The sequence below is a fragment of the Rickettsia rhipicephali str. 3-7-female6-CWPP genome (genome assembly GCF_000284075.1).
Taxonomy (GTDB): domain Bacteria; phylum Pseudomonadota; class Alphaproteobacteria; order Rickettsiales; family Rickettsiaceae; genus Rickettsia; species Rickettsia rickettsii.
Genome location: NC_017042.1, coordinates 307365 through 325494, shown reverse-complemented (window position 1 = coordinate 325494; position 18130 = coordinate 307365). Strand labels below are relative to the sequence as shown.

The window sequence follows — 18130 nt, the reverse complement described above, 5'->3', positions numbered from 1 at the left end:
AGTTCTTATGAAATTAACAAAATTATTGAGTACCCTTTTAGTTATAGGGTTAGTTTTAGGCGGGTGCAAAAACAAAAAAACCAGTGATGACATAGTAGTCCCTATGCCTACCCTTTATAATGAAGGTATTACCTTATTGGAAAAGAAAAAATATAAGAAAGCTGCAAAAGAATTCGGAAGAGTATTTTACCAGCATCCAGGTAATGAAATGACGCCGCAAGCCGAATTGATGCAGGCTTATTCTTTATTTCTCGCCGCTCAATATGAAGAAGCGGTTGATGTGCTTGATATGTTCATTAATTTGCACCCTGCAAATGTTGACATTGCTTATGCATATTACCTTAAAGCATTATCATATTATATGTTAATTTCAGACGTAAATCATGATCAATCTAGAACTTTCCTAGCTAAAGATAGTTTTGAAGACGTAATAGCAAAATTCCCAAATACTAAATATGCTATTGATTCATCTTTAAAAATTGACCTAGTAAACGATCATTTAGCAGGTAAAGAGATGATGGTAGGTCGGTTTTACTTAAAGAAAAAGAATCCGATGGCAGCTATAAATAGATTTGAAGAGGTAATTGATAATTATCAAACTACTTCTCATTCGGTAGAAGCTCTTTACCGTTTAGCCGAGAGTTATATGATGCTCGGACTTCCGGATGAAGCAAAAAAATATGCCTCAGTGCTAGGTTACAACTATCCTGATAGTCAATGGTATAGTTATGCGTACAGGCTAGTTCAGAACCACCAAAATTAAGCAGCATATGTTCTGCAGTCTCTCAGTTAAAAACTTCATTCTAATAGACGAACTGGAAATTGAGTTTAATAAAGGTTTATGTGTTATTACCGGTGAAACGGGGGCCGGTAAATCTATTTTACTTGATGCTATTTTATTTTGCTTAGGTTATAAAACTTCAAATAATATAATAAAGCGTGGAAAAGATTACGCTGTTGTTAATATAATATTCTCTTTAAATGAAGAAATAAAAAATTTTCTGATTCAAAATTTGATTGAACCTGAAGAGTTATTATTTGTAAAGTGTCTGCAAAAAGCCGAAGGACGAAAAAATTTTTTCATTAATAATCAAGTGGTTACTAAAGCTCTTATGCAGCAATTAGCTACTTATTTATTCGAGCTTCATGGACAAAATAATAATATTTCTCTTCTAGAAGCAAATACGCAGCGTGATATTTTAGATAGTTATGGAAATCTTTTGGACTTTCGAGCGGAGCTTTCCAAATGCTATCAGACTTGGCAAAATACTCGGAAAGAAATGGCCGAAATAACACTTAAGCAAAATTCTATAGAAGAAGAAATTGATTATTTGAGCTTTGCAACGGAAGAATTAACTAAACTGAACATTCAAACAGGTGAAGAAGAAAAATTAGCAAATCTACGAAAAGATTTGCAAAATAAAGATAAGGATTTACAGCTAATAAAAGATATTCTAGAACAGATTAATAACCCTGAAATAAATACATCGATTAATAGAGCAGAGAAATTATTAGCAAAGCAAGGCAACAATGAGCGTTTTGAAGCTATCGTTACAAGTTTAGAGGAAGCCTATAATAATCTAGAAGAAGCACGCCAAGAATTATCAAATCTGTTAGATAGTTTTAATTATGAGGAATATAATCTTGAAGAAACAGAAGAAAGATTATTTTTAATAAAAGCTATTAGCCGTAAATATAATGTTCCTGCTGATGAGTTAGGTGTATTTTTAGATAAATCTTTAGAGCAGCTCAGTATATTAAAAAACACAATAGCAAATAGTAATGAGTTAAAAGCTCAAGAAGTACTACTGCAGAAAAAATATTATGAACTAGCGAGTAATTTATCTGCAAAGCGTCTTATTGTTGCAAAACATCTAGAAGAATCGTTGCATCAGGAGCTAAAGCAGCTTAAAATGGCGAAAGCAATTTTTGAGATTGAGATAAATGCTAAAGAACCAACAGCCGACGGTAATGACGATATTGTGTTTAAAGCGTCTACTAACCCGGGAACAGCAGCTGCAGCAATTAATAAAATCGCTTCCGGCGGTGAATTATCAAGATTCATGTTAGCTTTAAAAACTTCTTTGTTTGATAAAATGGTAAAACCATCTATTATATTTGATGAAATAGATGTCGGGATTGGCGGAGAGGTCGCAGATAAAGTAGGTGAGCGATTAAAAAAACTTAGTAGCGTTACTCAAGTAATAGTTATTACGCACCAGCCGCAAGTAGCAGGTAAAGCGGATTTGCATATAAAAATCGAGAAAACACAGCTAGAGAAAGAAACGAAAGTAACGGTAAAAGCTTTAAATTTAGCTGAAAGACAGGAGGAACTCGCCCGCATGATTTCAGGTAAAACAATCACCAAAGCAAGTTTAAAAGCAGCAAAGGAGTTGTTGCATTTGTAATAGGCACTAGCGGTACGGTTTTTATGTCATTCCTGCGCAAGCGGGAATGACATAATAGGGAACATATGAACAACAACTACACAAAATTAGAAAACGAATTTGCAACCATCTCACATTTTAATAATATCTTGAGCATATTATACTGGGATGTTGCCGTAAATATGCCTATGGGTTCAGGTGAGAGTAGGACAAACGAAATAGTAACTTTAACGTCGCTAGTTCATTCTATGCTCAAATCTCCTATTCTAAAGGAGCTACTTAGCAAGGCAAAAGAAGAATCAAAGAACCTTGATGAATGGCAGAATGGTAATATTAGAGAGATTGAGAGAAAAGTAACAGATGCAAATTGTATTGACGAGCAGCTACAAAAGAAATTGGTAGCAGCTACTACTAAAGCTGCACTTGTTTGGCGAGAAGTAAGAAAACATAACGACTATAATTTATTCAAATCACACTTACAAGAAGTCTTAGATTATACGAAAGAAGTTGCTAAAGTACGAGCAGATGCTTTTAATTGCGGATTATACGACTCATTAATAGATATGTTTGATCCAAGCAGAAAAAGTAGCGAGATCAAACAAGTTTTTTCAGTACTTAAAAACGAACTCCCGCAGCTCATAAATAAAGTTTTAGAAAAACAGAAACCCGAGAAAGAACTAGTAAAGAACAGCGAACTAGCTCCTGAAATGCAAAAGCGTATCGGAAAACGCATTATGGAAATTATGCAGTTTGATCTAACAAAAGGACAATTAGACGAATCGACTCATCCTTTTTGCGGTGGAACACCAAACGATATACGTTTAACTACTAGGTATTATAAAGATAATTTCATAAGCGATTTAATGGGAGTTATTCACGAAACAGGACATGCTTTATTATGAGCAGAATCTACCGGAAATGTATAAAGGGCAGCCGGTTGGGCTTGCTAAAGGTATGGCCTTCCATGAAAGCCAATCTTTATTTATGGAAATGCAAGTAGGTAGATCAAGAGAATTTACCGAATTTTTAGCTAAATTACTTAGAGACGAATTTGCTTTTAAAAGCGAAGAATATTCAGCGGCCAGTTTATATAGAAAAATTACAAGAGTTACGCCTGATTTTATAAGAGTAGATGCAGATGAAGTAACTTATCCGATGCATGTAATATTACGTTTTGAGATAGAGGAAATGCTTATCAATGGCGACTTGAATCTCGATGAGTTACCAAGCTGTTGGGATAGTAAGATGCAGAAATATTTAGGCGTTAAACCGATAAGTTTTAGTAACGGCTGGCTTCAAGATATTCATTGGTCACACAGAAATTTCGGTTACTTTCTCGCCTATACAAACGGTACAATTATCGCATCAATGGTGGTGAAAAAAGTAAAAGAGATGCATTCAAATATAAAAGATGATATATTAAAGGGTGATTTTAGTAATCTAAATAATTATCTAAATAAGAATTTTAGAAATCTCGGTTCGTTAAAAAATTCAGCCAATTTATTAAAAAATGCTAGCGGTGAGGAAAAAATTAGCCCTGAGGTGTATATAAGATATTTAGAAGGGAAGTATTTATAGTAATAAAATCGTTATTGCGAGGAAATTGCATAGCAATTGATGAAGCAATCTCGGGAGAATTGCTGAGATTGCCATGTTCCTTGCAGTTGCTCGCAATGACGGCTTATGACAAAAACTAAACAATACAAACAATAATATGGAAGAAGACTTAAAAAAAACAGGTTATTTATTTGGCGGGAATGCTGTTTTTGTTGAAGAGCTATATAAGCAATATCTAGCCAACCCTGCCTCGGTTGATCAAACTTGGCAAGAATTTTTTGCCGGCATTAAGGATAATAATACTTTACTCAATAAAAGTACGGCAAAAATAATTATCCCTGATGAAATAAAAAAAGAATCGTTAAATAATAATTTATCTTCTGAAGACTTAAATAGTTTAAAAGCTAAGGAAATGATCAATGCTTATCGCAAGCATGCTCACTATTTAGCGAATCTTGATCCGCTTGGTCTTGAGCTACGTAAAACAAAAAATGATTTAAAGCTTAATATAGAAACTTTTGGTTTTGATAGCGGTCAGCTAGAAGAAAATATCAATATTACGGATGAATTTGTCGGTACTTGGAACTGTAAATTATCTGAATTAGTGACCAAGTTCGATAAAGTTTATACAGGTTCTATAGGTGTAGAGTTTGAGCAAATAGAAAATGTAGAAGGAAAAAACTGGTTATATAATAAGCTAGAAAGCGAAGTTACGTTTTCTTCTGAAGACAAAAAAACTATCTTAAATGATTTAGTAGAAGTAGAAGGGTTTGAGCAGTATTTACATACAAAATTTCCCGGAGCTAAGCGTTTTTCCGTTGAGGGTGGTGATGCTTCTATAGTTGCTATGAGTAAAGCTATAGATTTATCCATGCATCATGGCGTCTCAGAAATCGTTATCGGTATGGCACATCGAGGGAGATTAAACACTCTAACTAAAGTAGTAGGTAAGCCATATAAAGCCGTTATTGCGGGCTTCATAAGCGGCAGCGTATTTCCTGATGAGCTAAATGTTTCAGGCGATGTAAAATACCATTTAGGCTATTCGTCCGATAGAACTCTAGAGGATAAGAAAATACACTTGTCGCTAGCCTATAACCCTTCACATTTAGAAGCGGTCAATCCTATAGTTGCAGGAAAAGTAAGAGCAAAGCAAGATATTCTTGGAGATACTAAACGCAGCAAAGTCAAAGCTATTTTAGTGCATGGCGATGCTGCTTTTTGCGGTCAGGGCGTGGTTGCCGAGAGTCTATCAATGTCACCTTTAGCTGCTTATGATATCGGCGGGATATTGCATTTTGTCATTAATAATCAGTTAGGTTTTACGGCTAATGCTGCAGATACTAGAGCTAGTAGATATTCTACGGAGTTTGCTAAAATCATAGCTGCCCCGATTTTACACGTTAACGGTGACGATATAGAAGCAGTGTTAAAAGCCACCAATATTGCGGTAGAATACAGGCAGAAATTCGGTAAGGATGTTGTAGTAGAAATTATTTGTTACCGTAAATACGGGCATAATGAGGGCGATGAGCCGATGTATACTCAAGGCAAGATGTATAACATTATTAAAAACAAACTGACCCCTGGAAATATTTACGCAAATGAGTTAGTAAAAAGCGGTGTAATCGACAATAATTATTTTGCTAAGTTAAAAGAAGAATTTAAAGCAAAACTAGATAAGGAATATGAGCAGGCAAAAAGTTATAAGCAAGAAGCACATTTCTTAGGCGGATTATGGCAAGGTATTTCTCGTACTCGTACACAAGCTACAATAACGGGTATCAGTAAAAAAACATTACACGATTTAGGAACTAAACTATGCGAAATACCGAAAGATTTTGCCGTTAATCCAAAACTTGTAAAACTATTTGAAGCTCGAAAAGCCACTCTAACAGCTGATCAACCTATTGATTGGGCGACGGCAGAGCAACTAGCTTTTGCAAGCTTGCTTGCTTCAGGCACAAATATAAGGCTAACCGGACAAGATTCGGGACGCGGTACTTTCTCGCATCGTCATTCAGTGTTGCACAACCAAATTGATGATACTACCTATATACCTCTAAATAATTTATCTAAAGAACAAGCAAAATACGAGGTAGCCGATAGTAATTTATCTGAATATGCGGTGCTTGGTTTTGAGTATGGTTATTCACTCGCAAACCCAAAAAATTTAGTTTTATGGGAAGCACAATTCGGTGATTTTGCTAATGGAGCTCAGATTATTTTTGACCAGTTTATTTCAAGCAGCGAAACTAAATGGCTTCGTATGAGCGGGCTTGTGGTTTTGTTACCTCACGCATTTGAGGGACAAGGACCGGAGCATAGTTCGGCAAGACTTGAGAGGTTCTTACAACTAGCAGCTGAGAATAATATGTATGTTACATACCCTACTACCCCTGCTTCGATTTTCCATCTGCTACGTCGCCAAATACTTGATGATACCCGTAAACCGTTAATCGTAATGTCGCCGAAATCATTATTACGTCATAAATATGCCGTATCTAAACTTGACGAGCTAGGTGAAAATACTACTTTCTTACCGGTTTTAGATGAAGTAACTAAAGTAGATACAAACAATATTACTAAAGTAATTTTATGCAGCGGTAAGGTATATTACGATCTATTTGAAATGCGTGGCAATAATAGTAATATAGCGATTATTAGGCTTGAGCAATTATACCCTTTTGAAAAAAAACTTGTAGCATCGCTATTAAAAAAATATAATAGGACGCAGGAATTTATTTGGTGTCAGGAAGAACCAAAGAATATGGGAACTTGGTGTTATATAGTTTCTCACTTAAACGATACTTTAAAAGAAGCAGGAATTAATAATGAATTTAAATATGTAGGTAGAGAGGAATCCGCCTCTCCGGCAGTAGGTTCGCTGCAAGCACATAATAAACAGCAAGAGAAGCTATTAAGGGCAGCATTGGGAATATGATTCTTAGGGTATTGCCTAATAATCGTCATTGCGAACGACTAAAAGGAGCGTGGCAATCTCAGAAATTTGCCTGAGATTGCTTCGTCGACGCTTATAGCGTCTTCTCGCAATGACGATAAAACTATACAGGGCGATGCTATACAAATATAGGAGTAAAATAAATTATGAGCGTTAAAATTATAGTACCATCACTTGGGGAGTCCGTAACGGAAGCAACTATTGCCAAATGGTATAAGAAAGAAGGCGATTCGGTTAAAACCGATGAATTACTGTTAGAAATCGAAACCGAAAAAGTGACTTTAGAAGTGAATGTTCCTTGCAACGGTACTATAGGTAAAATATCGAAAACTGACGGTGCAAATGTAGCAGTTGGCGAAGAAATAGGCGAAATAAATGAAGGGGCAGCTGCAAATACTGCCGGTACTCATAATGAATCTGCTAAAGCTCAAGCAGCGACGCAACCTACTTCAGAAAAGCCTGTAGAAAAACCTGCCGTGGCTAATAATACTCTTGCTCCTTCTGTACAAAAATTAGTTACCGAAAATAAGCTTGACCCCAATAACATCAAAGGAACAGGTAGAGACGGTAGAATTACCAAAGGTGACGTGCTTGAAACAATAAACACTACGGCTACTTCTGCTCCTGCAATAAGTAAATCTAATGAAGAAAGAGTGCAGCGTGTTCGTATGTCACGCTTGCGTAAAACTATTGCACAACGTTTAAAAGATTCACAAAATACAGCAGCTATTTTGACTACTTTTAATGAAATCGATATGTCAAAAGTAATTGCTTTGCGTAATCAATATAAAGAAGAGTTTGAGAAAAAGCACGCTGTGAAACTTGGGTTTATGTCTTTCTTTGTTAAAGCAACAATTGAAGCTTTAAAGCTTATTCCGTCGGTAAATGCTGAAATAGACGGCGATGATTTAGTATATAAAAATTACTATGATATAGGTGTAGCTGTCGGAACAGAGCAAGGGCTTGTTGTACCGGTTGTTAGGGATGCCGATAAAATGGGATTTGCCGAAGTGGAGAAAGCTATAGGAATTTTGGCTAAAAAAGCTCGTGAGGGTAAGCTTTTTATGGCTGATTTGTCAGGTGGGACATTCTCGATTTCTAACGGAGGCGTATATGGCTCATTATTCTCTACACCTATTATTAATCCTCCTCAATCAGGTATTCTAGGCTTACATAAAACCGAGGAAAGAGCTGTAGTTATAGACGGTAAAATTGAAATACGTCCGATGATGTATATAGCTTTATCTTACGATCATCGTATAATTGACGGGAAAGAAGGAGTATCGTTCTTGGTAAAAATTAAGCAGCTTATTGAGAATCCTGAAAAGTTATTGTTAGATTTGTAAAAAATTGTCATTGCGAGCAGCCGTAGGCTGCGTGGCAATCTCATGAAATAATAACCAAACTCCTGAGATTGCTTCGTCAATTGCTATGCAATTTCCTCGCAATGACGTGGTCCCGTTTTTACTCTTTGAAAAAAAAGTAAAATCATTCAAAGAAAGGAAATATATAATAATGATAAAATGTACTCGTCGTATTGAGTTCGATGCAGGACATAGAATTATAGAACATCAAAATAAATGTCAATTCCTGCACGGTCATCGCTATGTTCTTGAGATCGCTATAGCCGCAAACCAAACCGATAAACTTGGTATGGTAATCGATTTTGGTTTAATTAAGGATTTAGCTAAAAAATGGATTGATGAAAATTTTGATCATAGCTTAATCCTACATCAAGACGATAAGGCAATGGGGCAGCAAATAGAAAATTGTACCGGTCAAAAAATATATTACATGCAAAATAACCCGACTGCAGAAAATATAGCGACGCATTTAAAGAATGAAATTTTTCCTAAACTTTTCGTAAGTCAAAACTTCTTCGTAACGAGCCTCAAACTATATGAAACACCGAATTGTTTTGTTGAGGTTTAGGCATGCAAGATTGCTGTTTAATTTTAACTACTACTAATGATTTGCAAATTGCCGAGAAAATAGCATCTGTTTTGTTAGAATTAAATCTTACTGCCTGCATTCAAATTGACGATGTCAAAAGTTACTTTAGATGGGATGGTAGAGTAACTTTAGAAACTGAATATAGACTTGTAATTAAAACAAAATCTTCTAATTATAACGAAATTGAAAATAAACTCCTTGAAATTCATAATTATGAATTACCGCAAATAATAAAAATAAATATTGACTATGGCTTTCAAAAGTACTTAGAATGGATTGACCAAAATAATAAATAAATTTATAGTTGAGCAAATTTAAAAATTAAGTAAGTAAATTATGAAATTATGGCAAAAAGTTACCTTAGGGTTAATCTTAGGTATTATATTTGGTATATACTTACCACAATATGTTAATTATATTAAACCTATCGGTGACATTTTCTTACGTTTGATAAAAATGATCATTACCCCTGTAATTTTCTTCAGTTTGGTTTCCGGTATCACTAGTATGAATGATAATTCTGCCCTTGGTAGAGTAGGCATGAAAGCGGTAGCCGCTTTTTTAGGTACTACTTTTTTTGCCACGGTTTTTGGACTCACTGTTGCCTTAGTATTAAAGCCAGGAGTAGGCATACATATAGATTTCACCTCTTCAGGAACGACAAGCAGAACTTCATTTAATATAATTGATTTTTTTGTAAATATCGTCCCTGATAATGCTGTTGGGGCTTTTGCAAACGGTGATGTCTTACAAGTTGTATTTTTTGCTATTTTTGTTGGAATTACCTTAAACAAAATGAAATCTATCGGTGAACCTATTACTGATTTAATTCATGTAATGTCAAAATTAATATTAAAAATGATATCGTTTGTTATTCAATTATCCCCTTACGGTGCTTTTGCTTTAACAGGCTGGATTGTAGGTATGCAGGGAGTTGAGGTAATGATTAGTTTATCGAAACTTGTTGTAGCGGTAGTTGTGGCGATGACATTCCAATATTTAGTTTTTGGCTTACTTATATGTGTATTCTGTCGTGTTTCACCTATACCTTTTTATAAGAAAAGTTTTGAGTATCAGATACTTGCTTTTTCTACTTCAAGTAGCAAGGCGACTCTTGCAACTACTATGCAAGTTTGTCGTGAAAAGCTTGGCATTTCAGAGTCTAGTACTTCGTTCGTACTTCCGATAGGTGCGTCAATTAATATGGACGGCTTTGCTATAAATTTATCTCTTACCACAATATTTTTTGCTCAGATGATGGGAGTAACGCTTGCTCCTCACGACTATTTAGTAATTATTCTCACCTCAACACTTGGATCTATCGGTGGTGCCGGTATTCCCGGTGCCTCTTTGATAATGCTTCCTATGGTTCTTTCTTCGGTTCACTTACCTATAGAGGGAGTAGCAATTATTGCTGGTATTGACCGAATACTTGATATGCTACGTACTACTATCAATATTACCGGCGATGCAACAATTACTATGATTATAGATAACAGCGAAGATACTTTAAATAAGGAAGTATATTTATCTTAATGATTCTAATAAAGTAGCGGCAATATTCCCAAAAGAAAAAATATCTGAAATAGTACATCCTATACTTTGAATAGAAGATACTCATATTAATACTATAGGTATTTTAGAATATTTTCATAATAATATTTTTGAAGAAGGGGATTATCTCATCATTGAAGATACTAATATTGACTATAATAATGCGTGCTATGATGTTTGGAGGAAAATTTTAGATGAAAAAACTTGTACAGCAAAATTAGAAAATTTAAACAATAAAATTGTTAGATTAACTAGCTGGTTAAAAGAAAACAACGATTTATATTTAGTAGATACAAAATACGTAGATCCTTTCGGTATTATTAGTGCTTCTAAAAATTGGAACTCAGTTATAAAAAAGATTTAGATAAATTATGAGAAAGGAAATTGATCTAAAAAATTTTAATATTAATAGTGATGAGATTTTAAACAATTTTACTAAAAATCCATATAAATCTACTGTATTTTTTAAAAATTTTTTAGAAACAAAATATGTAAATTATACAAAAGAAATTAAAGATACCGTAAATAATAATGCAGAAATTATACATATAAAAAATATCGATCAAAAAAATTATAATATAATGACTCCCTATGACGGTGAGGTACGGATTAGCGGAATAGAAGAATTAATTTGTCATATGTATGGAGTAATAGGGATAATTGGTAGTGTACCTATATTATATAAAGAGGAAGATAAGAATATTATTAGAGCAGTAGCACCAAGACGTAATTCTCATAATGAACGTAGCTCTCAATCGCCGTATAATGATTGAGATTGGCATGTAGATGCTGCATACCGTCTAATGACCAAGAAGAGTGATAACTTATCTCCTATAGTTGACTATTTAATTTTTGGGATTGTACATAAAGGACATGAGAATCTACCTATAGTATATATTAGCCTTAAAGATATATTAAATCAATTGAGCTACCAAGATATCTTAATCGGGCTTAGTAATGAATTTACAGTAATAAGTGCAGATTCTTTTTCATGTAAAATAGTGAGCAAGAACCTCCCTTTATTAGTAGAACATGCTACCGGTTATTATAGCAGAATAAAAATGGATGCTATTCCTGAAATACAAAGAGCAGCAGGGTTTTTAAATCAAATTAGAGAAATCGTAGATCAAAAATCTATTCAAAACTATATATATGTTACGTCCGGTGATATTGTTGTATTAAGCAATAAAACGGTTTTACATAAAAGAGATAGCTATAGTCCTAAATGGGATGGGAAAGACCGTTATTTTATTAGAATATATTCAGTGAAAGATATAGAAACCACGGTATATTAGCAAATGCTGTTCAACCTTGGATATGGGTATAATAACCATTATACCAGACGGCTTTATGTAAATCACGTAAAAACGTCATTGTGAACATTCATAGAATAGTGGTAATTGTCCAGTAGATAGGATCTTGTTGCATGGATCGATTTTTCAGTTGTCATAACGCGACTTGATCGCGGTATCCAGCTTAAAATACTAAAATTATTAGCATCAAAAGTTGTTTTATAGATATAATAGTCAAACCACAGCATGACATCGCATGTGTTTGTCTGATACATGCAACAACATCGCAGTCGTAGACTGCATGGCACTCTCCAAAAAATAATAAAAAAATTCTGTAAATCAGAATTTTTTCTCTTCCTTACTTCGTAAATTGCTATGCAATTTTCTTGCAATGACAGAGACAGAACATAAGGTAGAAAATTAAGATAGGTTTTTATCCTAACTTGTGAAGTATAAATAGAAACGCTACAAAAATTTAACGGTGAGAATTGAGAAGCTTTTTTATTTCTTTTTTCTTTTCTTTGTTTTGAGTCTTTATGCTATTTCTTTCTTTTATAATTTTCAGTTTATTTTTAAATGGAGCAACAAATAAAGCAGTATAGTATTCTGCATCAGAAGCATGTAAGGTTCTATTAGCGTCCACCGCTATCCAATCTAAAGCTCTTTTCCCTTTGAAATCTTTAATTTTTTGATCTGCTCCATATTCTAATAAAATACGAGTAGGTTCAACATTAAGACATGATGATGCATAATAAGGGAAATCATTCTAGTTTTAGAATTTTGAACATTAGGATTAACACCTAACTTAAGCAAAAGTTTTATTAAATCAAGATTATTTCTTTCTGCGGCTAGCATCATTCCGGTAATACCGTCTTCATATCTTAAATTAGGACTCATTCCCTGATTAATTAAAAGTTCGGCAATTTCCGGCTTCATAAATCCTATATTTATATGGATTAAATTCATGGATGCACCACACTTTAATAAAAAATCGGCAATTTTTATATTATTATTCGATATAGCATAATCTCAAGGAGTCCAGCCCAAGTATGGTTGATTTACTCCATATCCCTCATCTAATATTTTTTTACTTCATCAATATTATCTGCTTTAATAGCATCTGCTATCGGTGTAATGGGATTTCCGACTTTTTGATCATACTCAACACCATTCACATATATCTTTTCGGTCTTAAACTAAAGTGTACATTCCATAACATGAATAGAAGAAGTAATTATAAACTTTAAAATTACTTGAATAATTTTCATATAATCAATCTAGGTATTATGTAGCTATGCAGCATTAAACCTTTGTCGGTAAGATAAATATTTTTATCTAGTCTAATTAAGTCTAACGCTTGATAATGCTTAAGATTATTCATGTCTAAAATATTCTCTAATTTCGTGTTTAATTTCTGCTCTAATGTAGAAATATTTATACCTTTGCTAAGGCGTAAACCCATCATTAGCATTTCTTCAATAATCTCTTGATGAGTTAACTTAGTATTAGTTTGAATACCAACATTTTTTGTTTTAACCGAATCTAACCATTTTGCAGGTTTATGCCACATCATAATTGCCGATACCGCACTTGAGGATTCAATGATTCTACTATGAGCTCCGGGGCCTATACCTAAATAGCTATTATAATTCCAATAAGTTAAATTATGCAAACATTCATACCCTATCATAGCATAATTGGATATTTCATATCTAAAATACTTTTTAGATTCTAGATAATGATTCGTCCATTCATACATTTCAGCTGCCGCATCTGAATGCGGCAAAATCAGATTACCCTCCTTAAATAATTTATAAAACGGCGTGCCTTTTTCGATAGTCAATTGATAAAGAGAAATATGCGAGGTAGCGAGCTGCATAGCTTGTTTTAATTCTTCTTGCCAGTCTTTTAATGTCTGACCGCTACGTGCATATATTAAATCAAATGACACTCGTAGAAAAATCATATTTGCCGCCTCAATTGTTTTAATGGCCTGCACATAATCATGAGTTCTACCTAATTTTTTTAAATCGTCTTCTTTTAAGGATTGCACTCCTATTGAAACACGATTAATTCCGGCGGCTTTGAATGCTTTAAATTTTTCAGTTTCAAAGGATGTGGGATTAGTTTCTAGAGTTATCTCGGTTTGATTATCAATAATTGCTAGATTACTGATTTTATTTATTATTCCTTCAACTATTACAGGATTCATTAAAGAGGGAGTACCACCCCCAAAAAAAATAGATTTTATATATTTATTTTGAATAATATCCTTAAAATATTCAATTTCAGTTTCATAAGATTTAAGCCACTGATTATGATCTATAGTACTTGCCACATGAGAATTAAAATCACAATACGGACATTTTGACAAACAAAAAGGCCAATGAATATAAATACTTAAATCATTAGCCATAACTCTCATATTTTGTATTTTTGCTAGTGCTAGCTTTTAGGTTTTGTGGACATTGCATTTTCTTTGATTTTATTCAAGGTGTATGATAAAACACTATTCTAATTCAAAGAAAACTTTAAATAAAGCTTTTAATTTAATAGATATTATTAAAATTATGAAAAAAAATTACCCACTATTTTATAATTTTTTTATTAACTTTTTGTGTTCAAGCTATGGGAAAGTAATAATGAACAAATATATAACCCAAAAGACACTAAATTTCTAGAAGAAGCTGAAGCTCTAAAATGGGCAAAAGAGCGTACTGATAAAATAGAAAAGACTTGCCAATCTATGCCTACTTATAAGGTAGTTAAGAAAGAAATAGAATCTGTTTGCTATGATCAAAGAAAAACTCCTTTTGGTGCTATACGTAAAGGTTACGTGTATAATTTTTGGATGGATTATAAAAATCCGCAAGGGTTATGGCGTAGGACATTGGTTGAGAATTACTCGAAAGATAAACCAAATTGGGAAGTTCTAATCGCTTTTGATAAATTATCCAAAAAACTCGGTAAAAAAGTAATGTATCGAGGTGGGAGTAATTGTTTTCAAAACCCTAATCGTTTCTTAATTACCATGTCATTTGGCGGTAAGGATGAGATGTTTTTTAGAGAATGGGATTTAGAGAAAAAAGATTTTGTAAAAAATGGTTTTGAGCCAAAAACAAGTAGCGGAAAATTACTAGAAGGTAAATTTACTGTCCCTACTTGGGTTGATCAAGATACTATTATATTTAATCCAGTTTTGTATCAAGAGGAAGTGACTGACTCTTTATATCCTAGCTCGCTCTACATATGGAAACGAGGAGCACCTATAGAGAAAGCCAAAAAACTATTTGAAATACAAAAGAATTATATACGTGTATCAGCCAGTAAGCTTTTATCCGATAATATTTCTTCATCTTTAAATATTTATATCTGCAGATAAGGATTTTTATAATTACGATAATTATATTTTAGATACTAAAGATGAGAGCTTAAAATTACAAAAAATAAATATGCCATCAGATGCAACACCTGAAGGTTCTTTTAAAGAATATGTATTTTGGCTACTGCGTTCCGATTGGCAATTTAAAGATAGTACTATAAAGCAGGTTCACTTGTTGCCATACACTACGCTGATCTTCTAAAAGAAGATAGCGATAAAGCTAGCTTAAAAATATTATTTACCCCAACAGAGAGGGAAGTATTGTATTTTGTAGGAATGACTAAAGATACGGTATTTTTAACTAGCTATGAGAATGTTATTTCAAAAGTAGTAACATTTACATTAGAAAATAATTAATGGACAAAACCGGTAACTTTAAAACTGCGTTATGAAAATACAATTTTTGGTATGTTGTCTGATGATGAGGAAGAAGATGCATTAATTACTATAGAAAATTCTATAGTTCCTCCAACTATCTATTTATGGGATAAAACTCATGAATTAAAAGTTATTAGAAAGCCTTTATATCCGTTTGATATCAAAAATTATGTTGTAGATCAAAAGGAAGCTACAAGCTCGGATGGAGTTAAAATACCATATTTTATTGTCTATAAAAAAGGTACAAAATTTGATGGTAAGAATCAAACATTACTTGAAGCATACGGCGGTTTTCAAGTAATCAACTTTCCATATTTCTCTCGCATGGAAAATGAAGTATGGGTTAAACATGGCGGGGTTAGTGTTCTTGCTAATATTAGAGGTGGCGGAGAGTTGGGTCCTGAGTGGCATAAGGCGGCTCAAGGAATAAAACGTCAAACCAGCTTGAATGATTTTATTGCAGTAGCAGAGGATTTAATAAAGCAAAATATTACTAGTCCTGAGTATTTAGGAATTAAAGGAGGAAGTAACGGTGGATTGCTAGTAAGTGTTGCAATGACGCAGAGTCCTGATTTATTTGGAGCTATAGCATGTGAAGTGCCGATACTTGATACGATATAAAGAATTCGGAGCAGGACATTCATGGGTTACAGAATATGGTGATCCAGCAAAAGTAGAAGATTTAGTACATATCAAAAAATATGCACCGCTAGAGAATTTATCTTTAACGCAAAAATACCCAGCTGTGTTAATTACAGATTCAGTATTAGAGCAGCGTGTACGCCCATGGCATGGAAGAATTTTTGAGTATGTGCTTGAGAAAAAAAACCAAATACTAAACCTTACTTTCTAGAAAGCGTAGATAGTGGGCATGGTAGTGGTAGTGATTTAAAAGATAGTGCTAATTACTTGATCAATATTTATACATTGCTTTGAAATTAAAAATTAATTAAATTTAATACTAGGTCAATATGTGTTACTTATTATACTACCGGATAGTTAAAAAAAACGTCGATGTCATTCCTGCGAAGACACATGGGTGTCAACTTAAGGAAAAGGTCACCCCGTGGCTTGACCACAGGGTCCATATAATTTTAGTATTTTTAACTAGATCCCGCGATCAAGTCGGCATTGTTGCATGGATCGGAAAACCTACTCGATGTCATTCCCGCGTATGCGGGAACCCAGAAAAATAACTTCAATATTGCTACAGAAGTTACATACTTGATAAAATAACCATATAAAAACTTGTTTTTATATGCTTGACTGGATTTCTGCCTTCGCAGGCATGACATAATGTAGATATAATATAAATTCAAGAAAACAATTTTCCAATTCCGCTACGTAATAGATCTTTAGGATTCATTTTACTGGTTTTTTTCATCATCTCGCTTATTTGTTTATATTGCTTTAGCAAAATATTTACCTTTTGTACCGTAGTTCCTGCTCCAGCAGCTATACGTTTCCTACGAGAAGCATTAATTATATCGGGATTTTTACGTTCTTTTGGCGTCATAGATAAAATAATTGCTTCTTGATGTTCAATTATTTTACTATTTAATTTTGATTGATCTATTTGATCCATAATTTTACCACTACCCGGTAACATACTAAGTATACTTCCAAAACCTCCCATTTTTTTTATACTTCTCATTTGCTGAAGATAATCATTTAAATCAAACTTACCCTTTTTTAATTTAGCTGCCGTTTTTTCGGCTTCTTCTCTATCAACGACACTAGCTGCTTTTTCAACAAAAGAGATAATATCACCCATATCCAGTATTCGAGAAGCTAAACGTTTAGCATCGAATTCTTCTAAATCAGTTAGGTTTTCACCGCTACTTAAAAATTTAATCGGCTTTTTAGTAATATATTTTACACTGAGTGCTGCACCACCCTTGGAATCACCGTCAATTCTAGATAAAATTAATCCTGAAATTTCTAATTTTTCATTAAAACTACTTGCCGTAACTACTGCATCCTGCCCTGTCATACTGTCGATTACTAACAAAGTTTCTGTAGGCTCCACTATCTTTTTTATTGCAAGCGCTTCCTCCATCATCGCTTTATCAATGTGTGTACGACCTGCCGTATCATAAATTACGACATCATAAGCAGAAATTTTAGCCTCGGCAATAGCTCTTTTGACAATATCGAGGAGTTCCTCACCTTGCACAATAGGTAATGAATTAATCTGTACTGAGTTTGCAAGTATAGCGAGTTGCTCTTGTGCGGCCGGTCTGTAAGTATCCAAAGAAACAAGTAAAACTTTCTTATTTTGATTTCTAAGCCGTAAAGCAAGCTTACTACTCGCCGTAGTTTTACCGCTCCCTTGCAGCCCTACCATTAGGAAATTTACGGGCGGCTTTGAATTTAAATTTAGCTTTGTCTCACTTTCACTTGAAGCTAAGAGATTTATCATCTCTTCATGGAGAATTTTAATTATCATCTGCCCAGGTGAAACAGACTTAATAACCTCCTGCCCTAAAGCTTTCTGTTTAACTTCCGCTATAAAATCTTTTATCACCGGTAATGCAACATCTGACTCTAAAAGAGCCACTCTTATATCCCGCATAGCAGCATCTATTTGGGCTTCTGTCAAAATGCCTGAGCTAACTAGCTTATCAAAAATCTTCGTTAAATTTTGTGTTAAAGTTTTAAACAT

General features: G+C 33.8%; 12 protein-coding genes and 2 pseudogenes. 11 read left to right on the top strand and 3 right to left on the bottom strand.

Going from position 1 to position 18130, the window contains the following annotated elements; all coding sequences use genetic code 11:
* Window positions 1–7 precede the first annotated feature (7 nt).
* The 10 genes and pseudogenes from MCC_RS01725 to MCC_RS09955 all read left to right on the top strand — a co-directional run bounded on the left by MCC_RS01725 (window position 8) and on the right by MCC_RS09955 (window position 11708).
* Window positions 8–763, top strand: coding sequence for an outer membrane protein assembly factor BamD (locus tag MCC_RS01725; RefSeq protein ID WP_014408269.1), 756 nt, complete (start codon window positions 8–10; stop codon window positions 761–763).
* Window positions 764–770: 7 nt separating this feature from the next.
* Window positions 771–2408, top strand: a complete 1638-nt coding sequence (gene recN / locus MCC_RS01720) for a DNA repair protein RecN (RefSeq protein ID WP_014408268.1) — start codon at window positions 771–773, stop codon at window positions 2406–2408.
* Window positions 2409–2473: 65 nt separating this feature from the next.
* A pseudogene (locus MCC_RS01715) lies at window positions 2474–3965 on the top strand (carboxypeptidase M32).
* 136 nt (window positions 3966–4101) lie between these two features.
* Entirely contained in the window at window positions 4102–6888 is a 2787-nt protein-coding gene (locus MCC_RS01710; protein WP_014408267.1) for a 2-oxoglutarate dehydrogenase E1 component, read from the top strand.
* Window positions 6889–7052: 164 nt separating this feature from the next.
* Window positions 7053–8252, top strand: coding sequence for a 2-oxoglutarate dehydrogenase complex dihydrolipoyllysine-residue succinyltransferase (gene odhB / locus MCC_RS01705; protein ID WP_014408266.1), 1200 nt, complete (start codon window positions 7053–7055; stop codon window positions 8250–8252).
* Between the two features lie 169 nt (window positions 8253–8421).
* Entirely contained in the window at window positions 8422–8838 is a 417-nt protein-coding gene (locus tag MCC_RS01700) for a 6-pyruvoyl trahydropterin synthase family protein (protein WP_014408265.1), read from the top strand.
* Between the two features lie 2 nt (window positions 8839–8840).
* On the top strand, window positions 8841–9155 hold the full coding sequence (gene cutA, locus MCC_RS01695; RefSeq protein ID WP_014408264.1) for a divalent-cation tolerance protein CutA: 315 nt from the start codon (window positions 8841–8843) through the stop codon (window positions 9153–9155).
* A 40-nt stretch (window positions 9156–9195) separates the two neighbouring features.
* Entirely contained in the window at window positions 9196–10395 is a 1200-nt protein-coding gene (locus MCC_RS01690; RefSeq protein ID WP_014408263.1) for a dicarboxylate/amino acid:cation symporter, read from the top strand.
* Window positions 10396–10784: 389 nt separating this feature from the next.
* Window positions 10785–11186 (top strand): cephalosporin hydroxylase, encoded by a 402-nt coding sequence (locus MCC_RS11340; RefSeq protein WP_231288725.1) that lies wholly within the window; start codon window positions 10785–10787, stop codon window positions 11184–11186.
* Window positions 11187–11216: 30 nt separating this feature from the next.
* Complete coding sequence (locus MCC_RS09955) at window positions 11217–11708, top strand: Fe(II)-2OG oxygenase family protein (protein ID WP_231288724.1); 492 nt, start codon at window positions 11217–11219, stop codon at window positions 11706–11708.
* A 702-nt stretch (window positions 11709–12410) separates the two neighbouring features.
* On the opposite strand, the gene MCC_RS01665 is transcribed toward MCC_RS09955, so the two are convergent.
* Window positions 12411–12725 (bottom strand): ankyrin repeat domain-containing protein, encoded by a 315-nt coding sequence (locus MCC_RS01665; RefSeq protein WP_231288763.1) that lies wholly within the window; start codon window positions 12723–12725, stop codon window positions 12411–12413.
* A gap of 244 nt (window positions 12726–12969) precedes the next feature.
* Complete coding sequence (hemW, locus tag MCC_RS01660; RefSeq protein WP_014408260.1) at window positions 12970–14130, bottom strand: radical SAM family heme chaperone HemW; 1161 nt, start codon at window positions 14128–14130, stop codon at window positions 12970–12972.
* A gap of 203 nt (window positions 14131–14333) precedes the next feature.
* Between hemW and MCC_RS07180 the strand changes: the two are divergent.
* Window positions 14334–16401 (top strand): annotated as a pseudogene (locus MCC_RS07180) (prolyl oligopeptidase family serine peptidase).
* A 379-nt stretch (window positions 16402–16780) separates the two neighbouring features.
* On the opposite strand, the gene ffh reads toward MCC_RS07180, so the two are convergent.
* Complete coding sequence (gene ffh / locus MCC_RS01640; RefSeq protein WP_014408259.1) at window positions 16781–18130, bottom strand: signal recognition particle protein; 1350 nt, start codon at window positions 18128–18130, stop codon at window positions 16781–16783.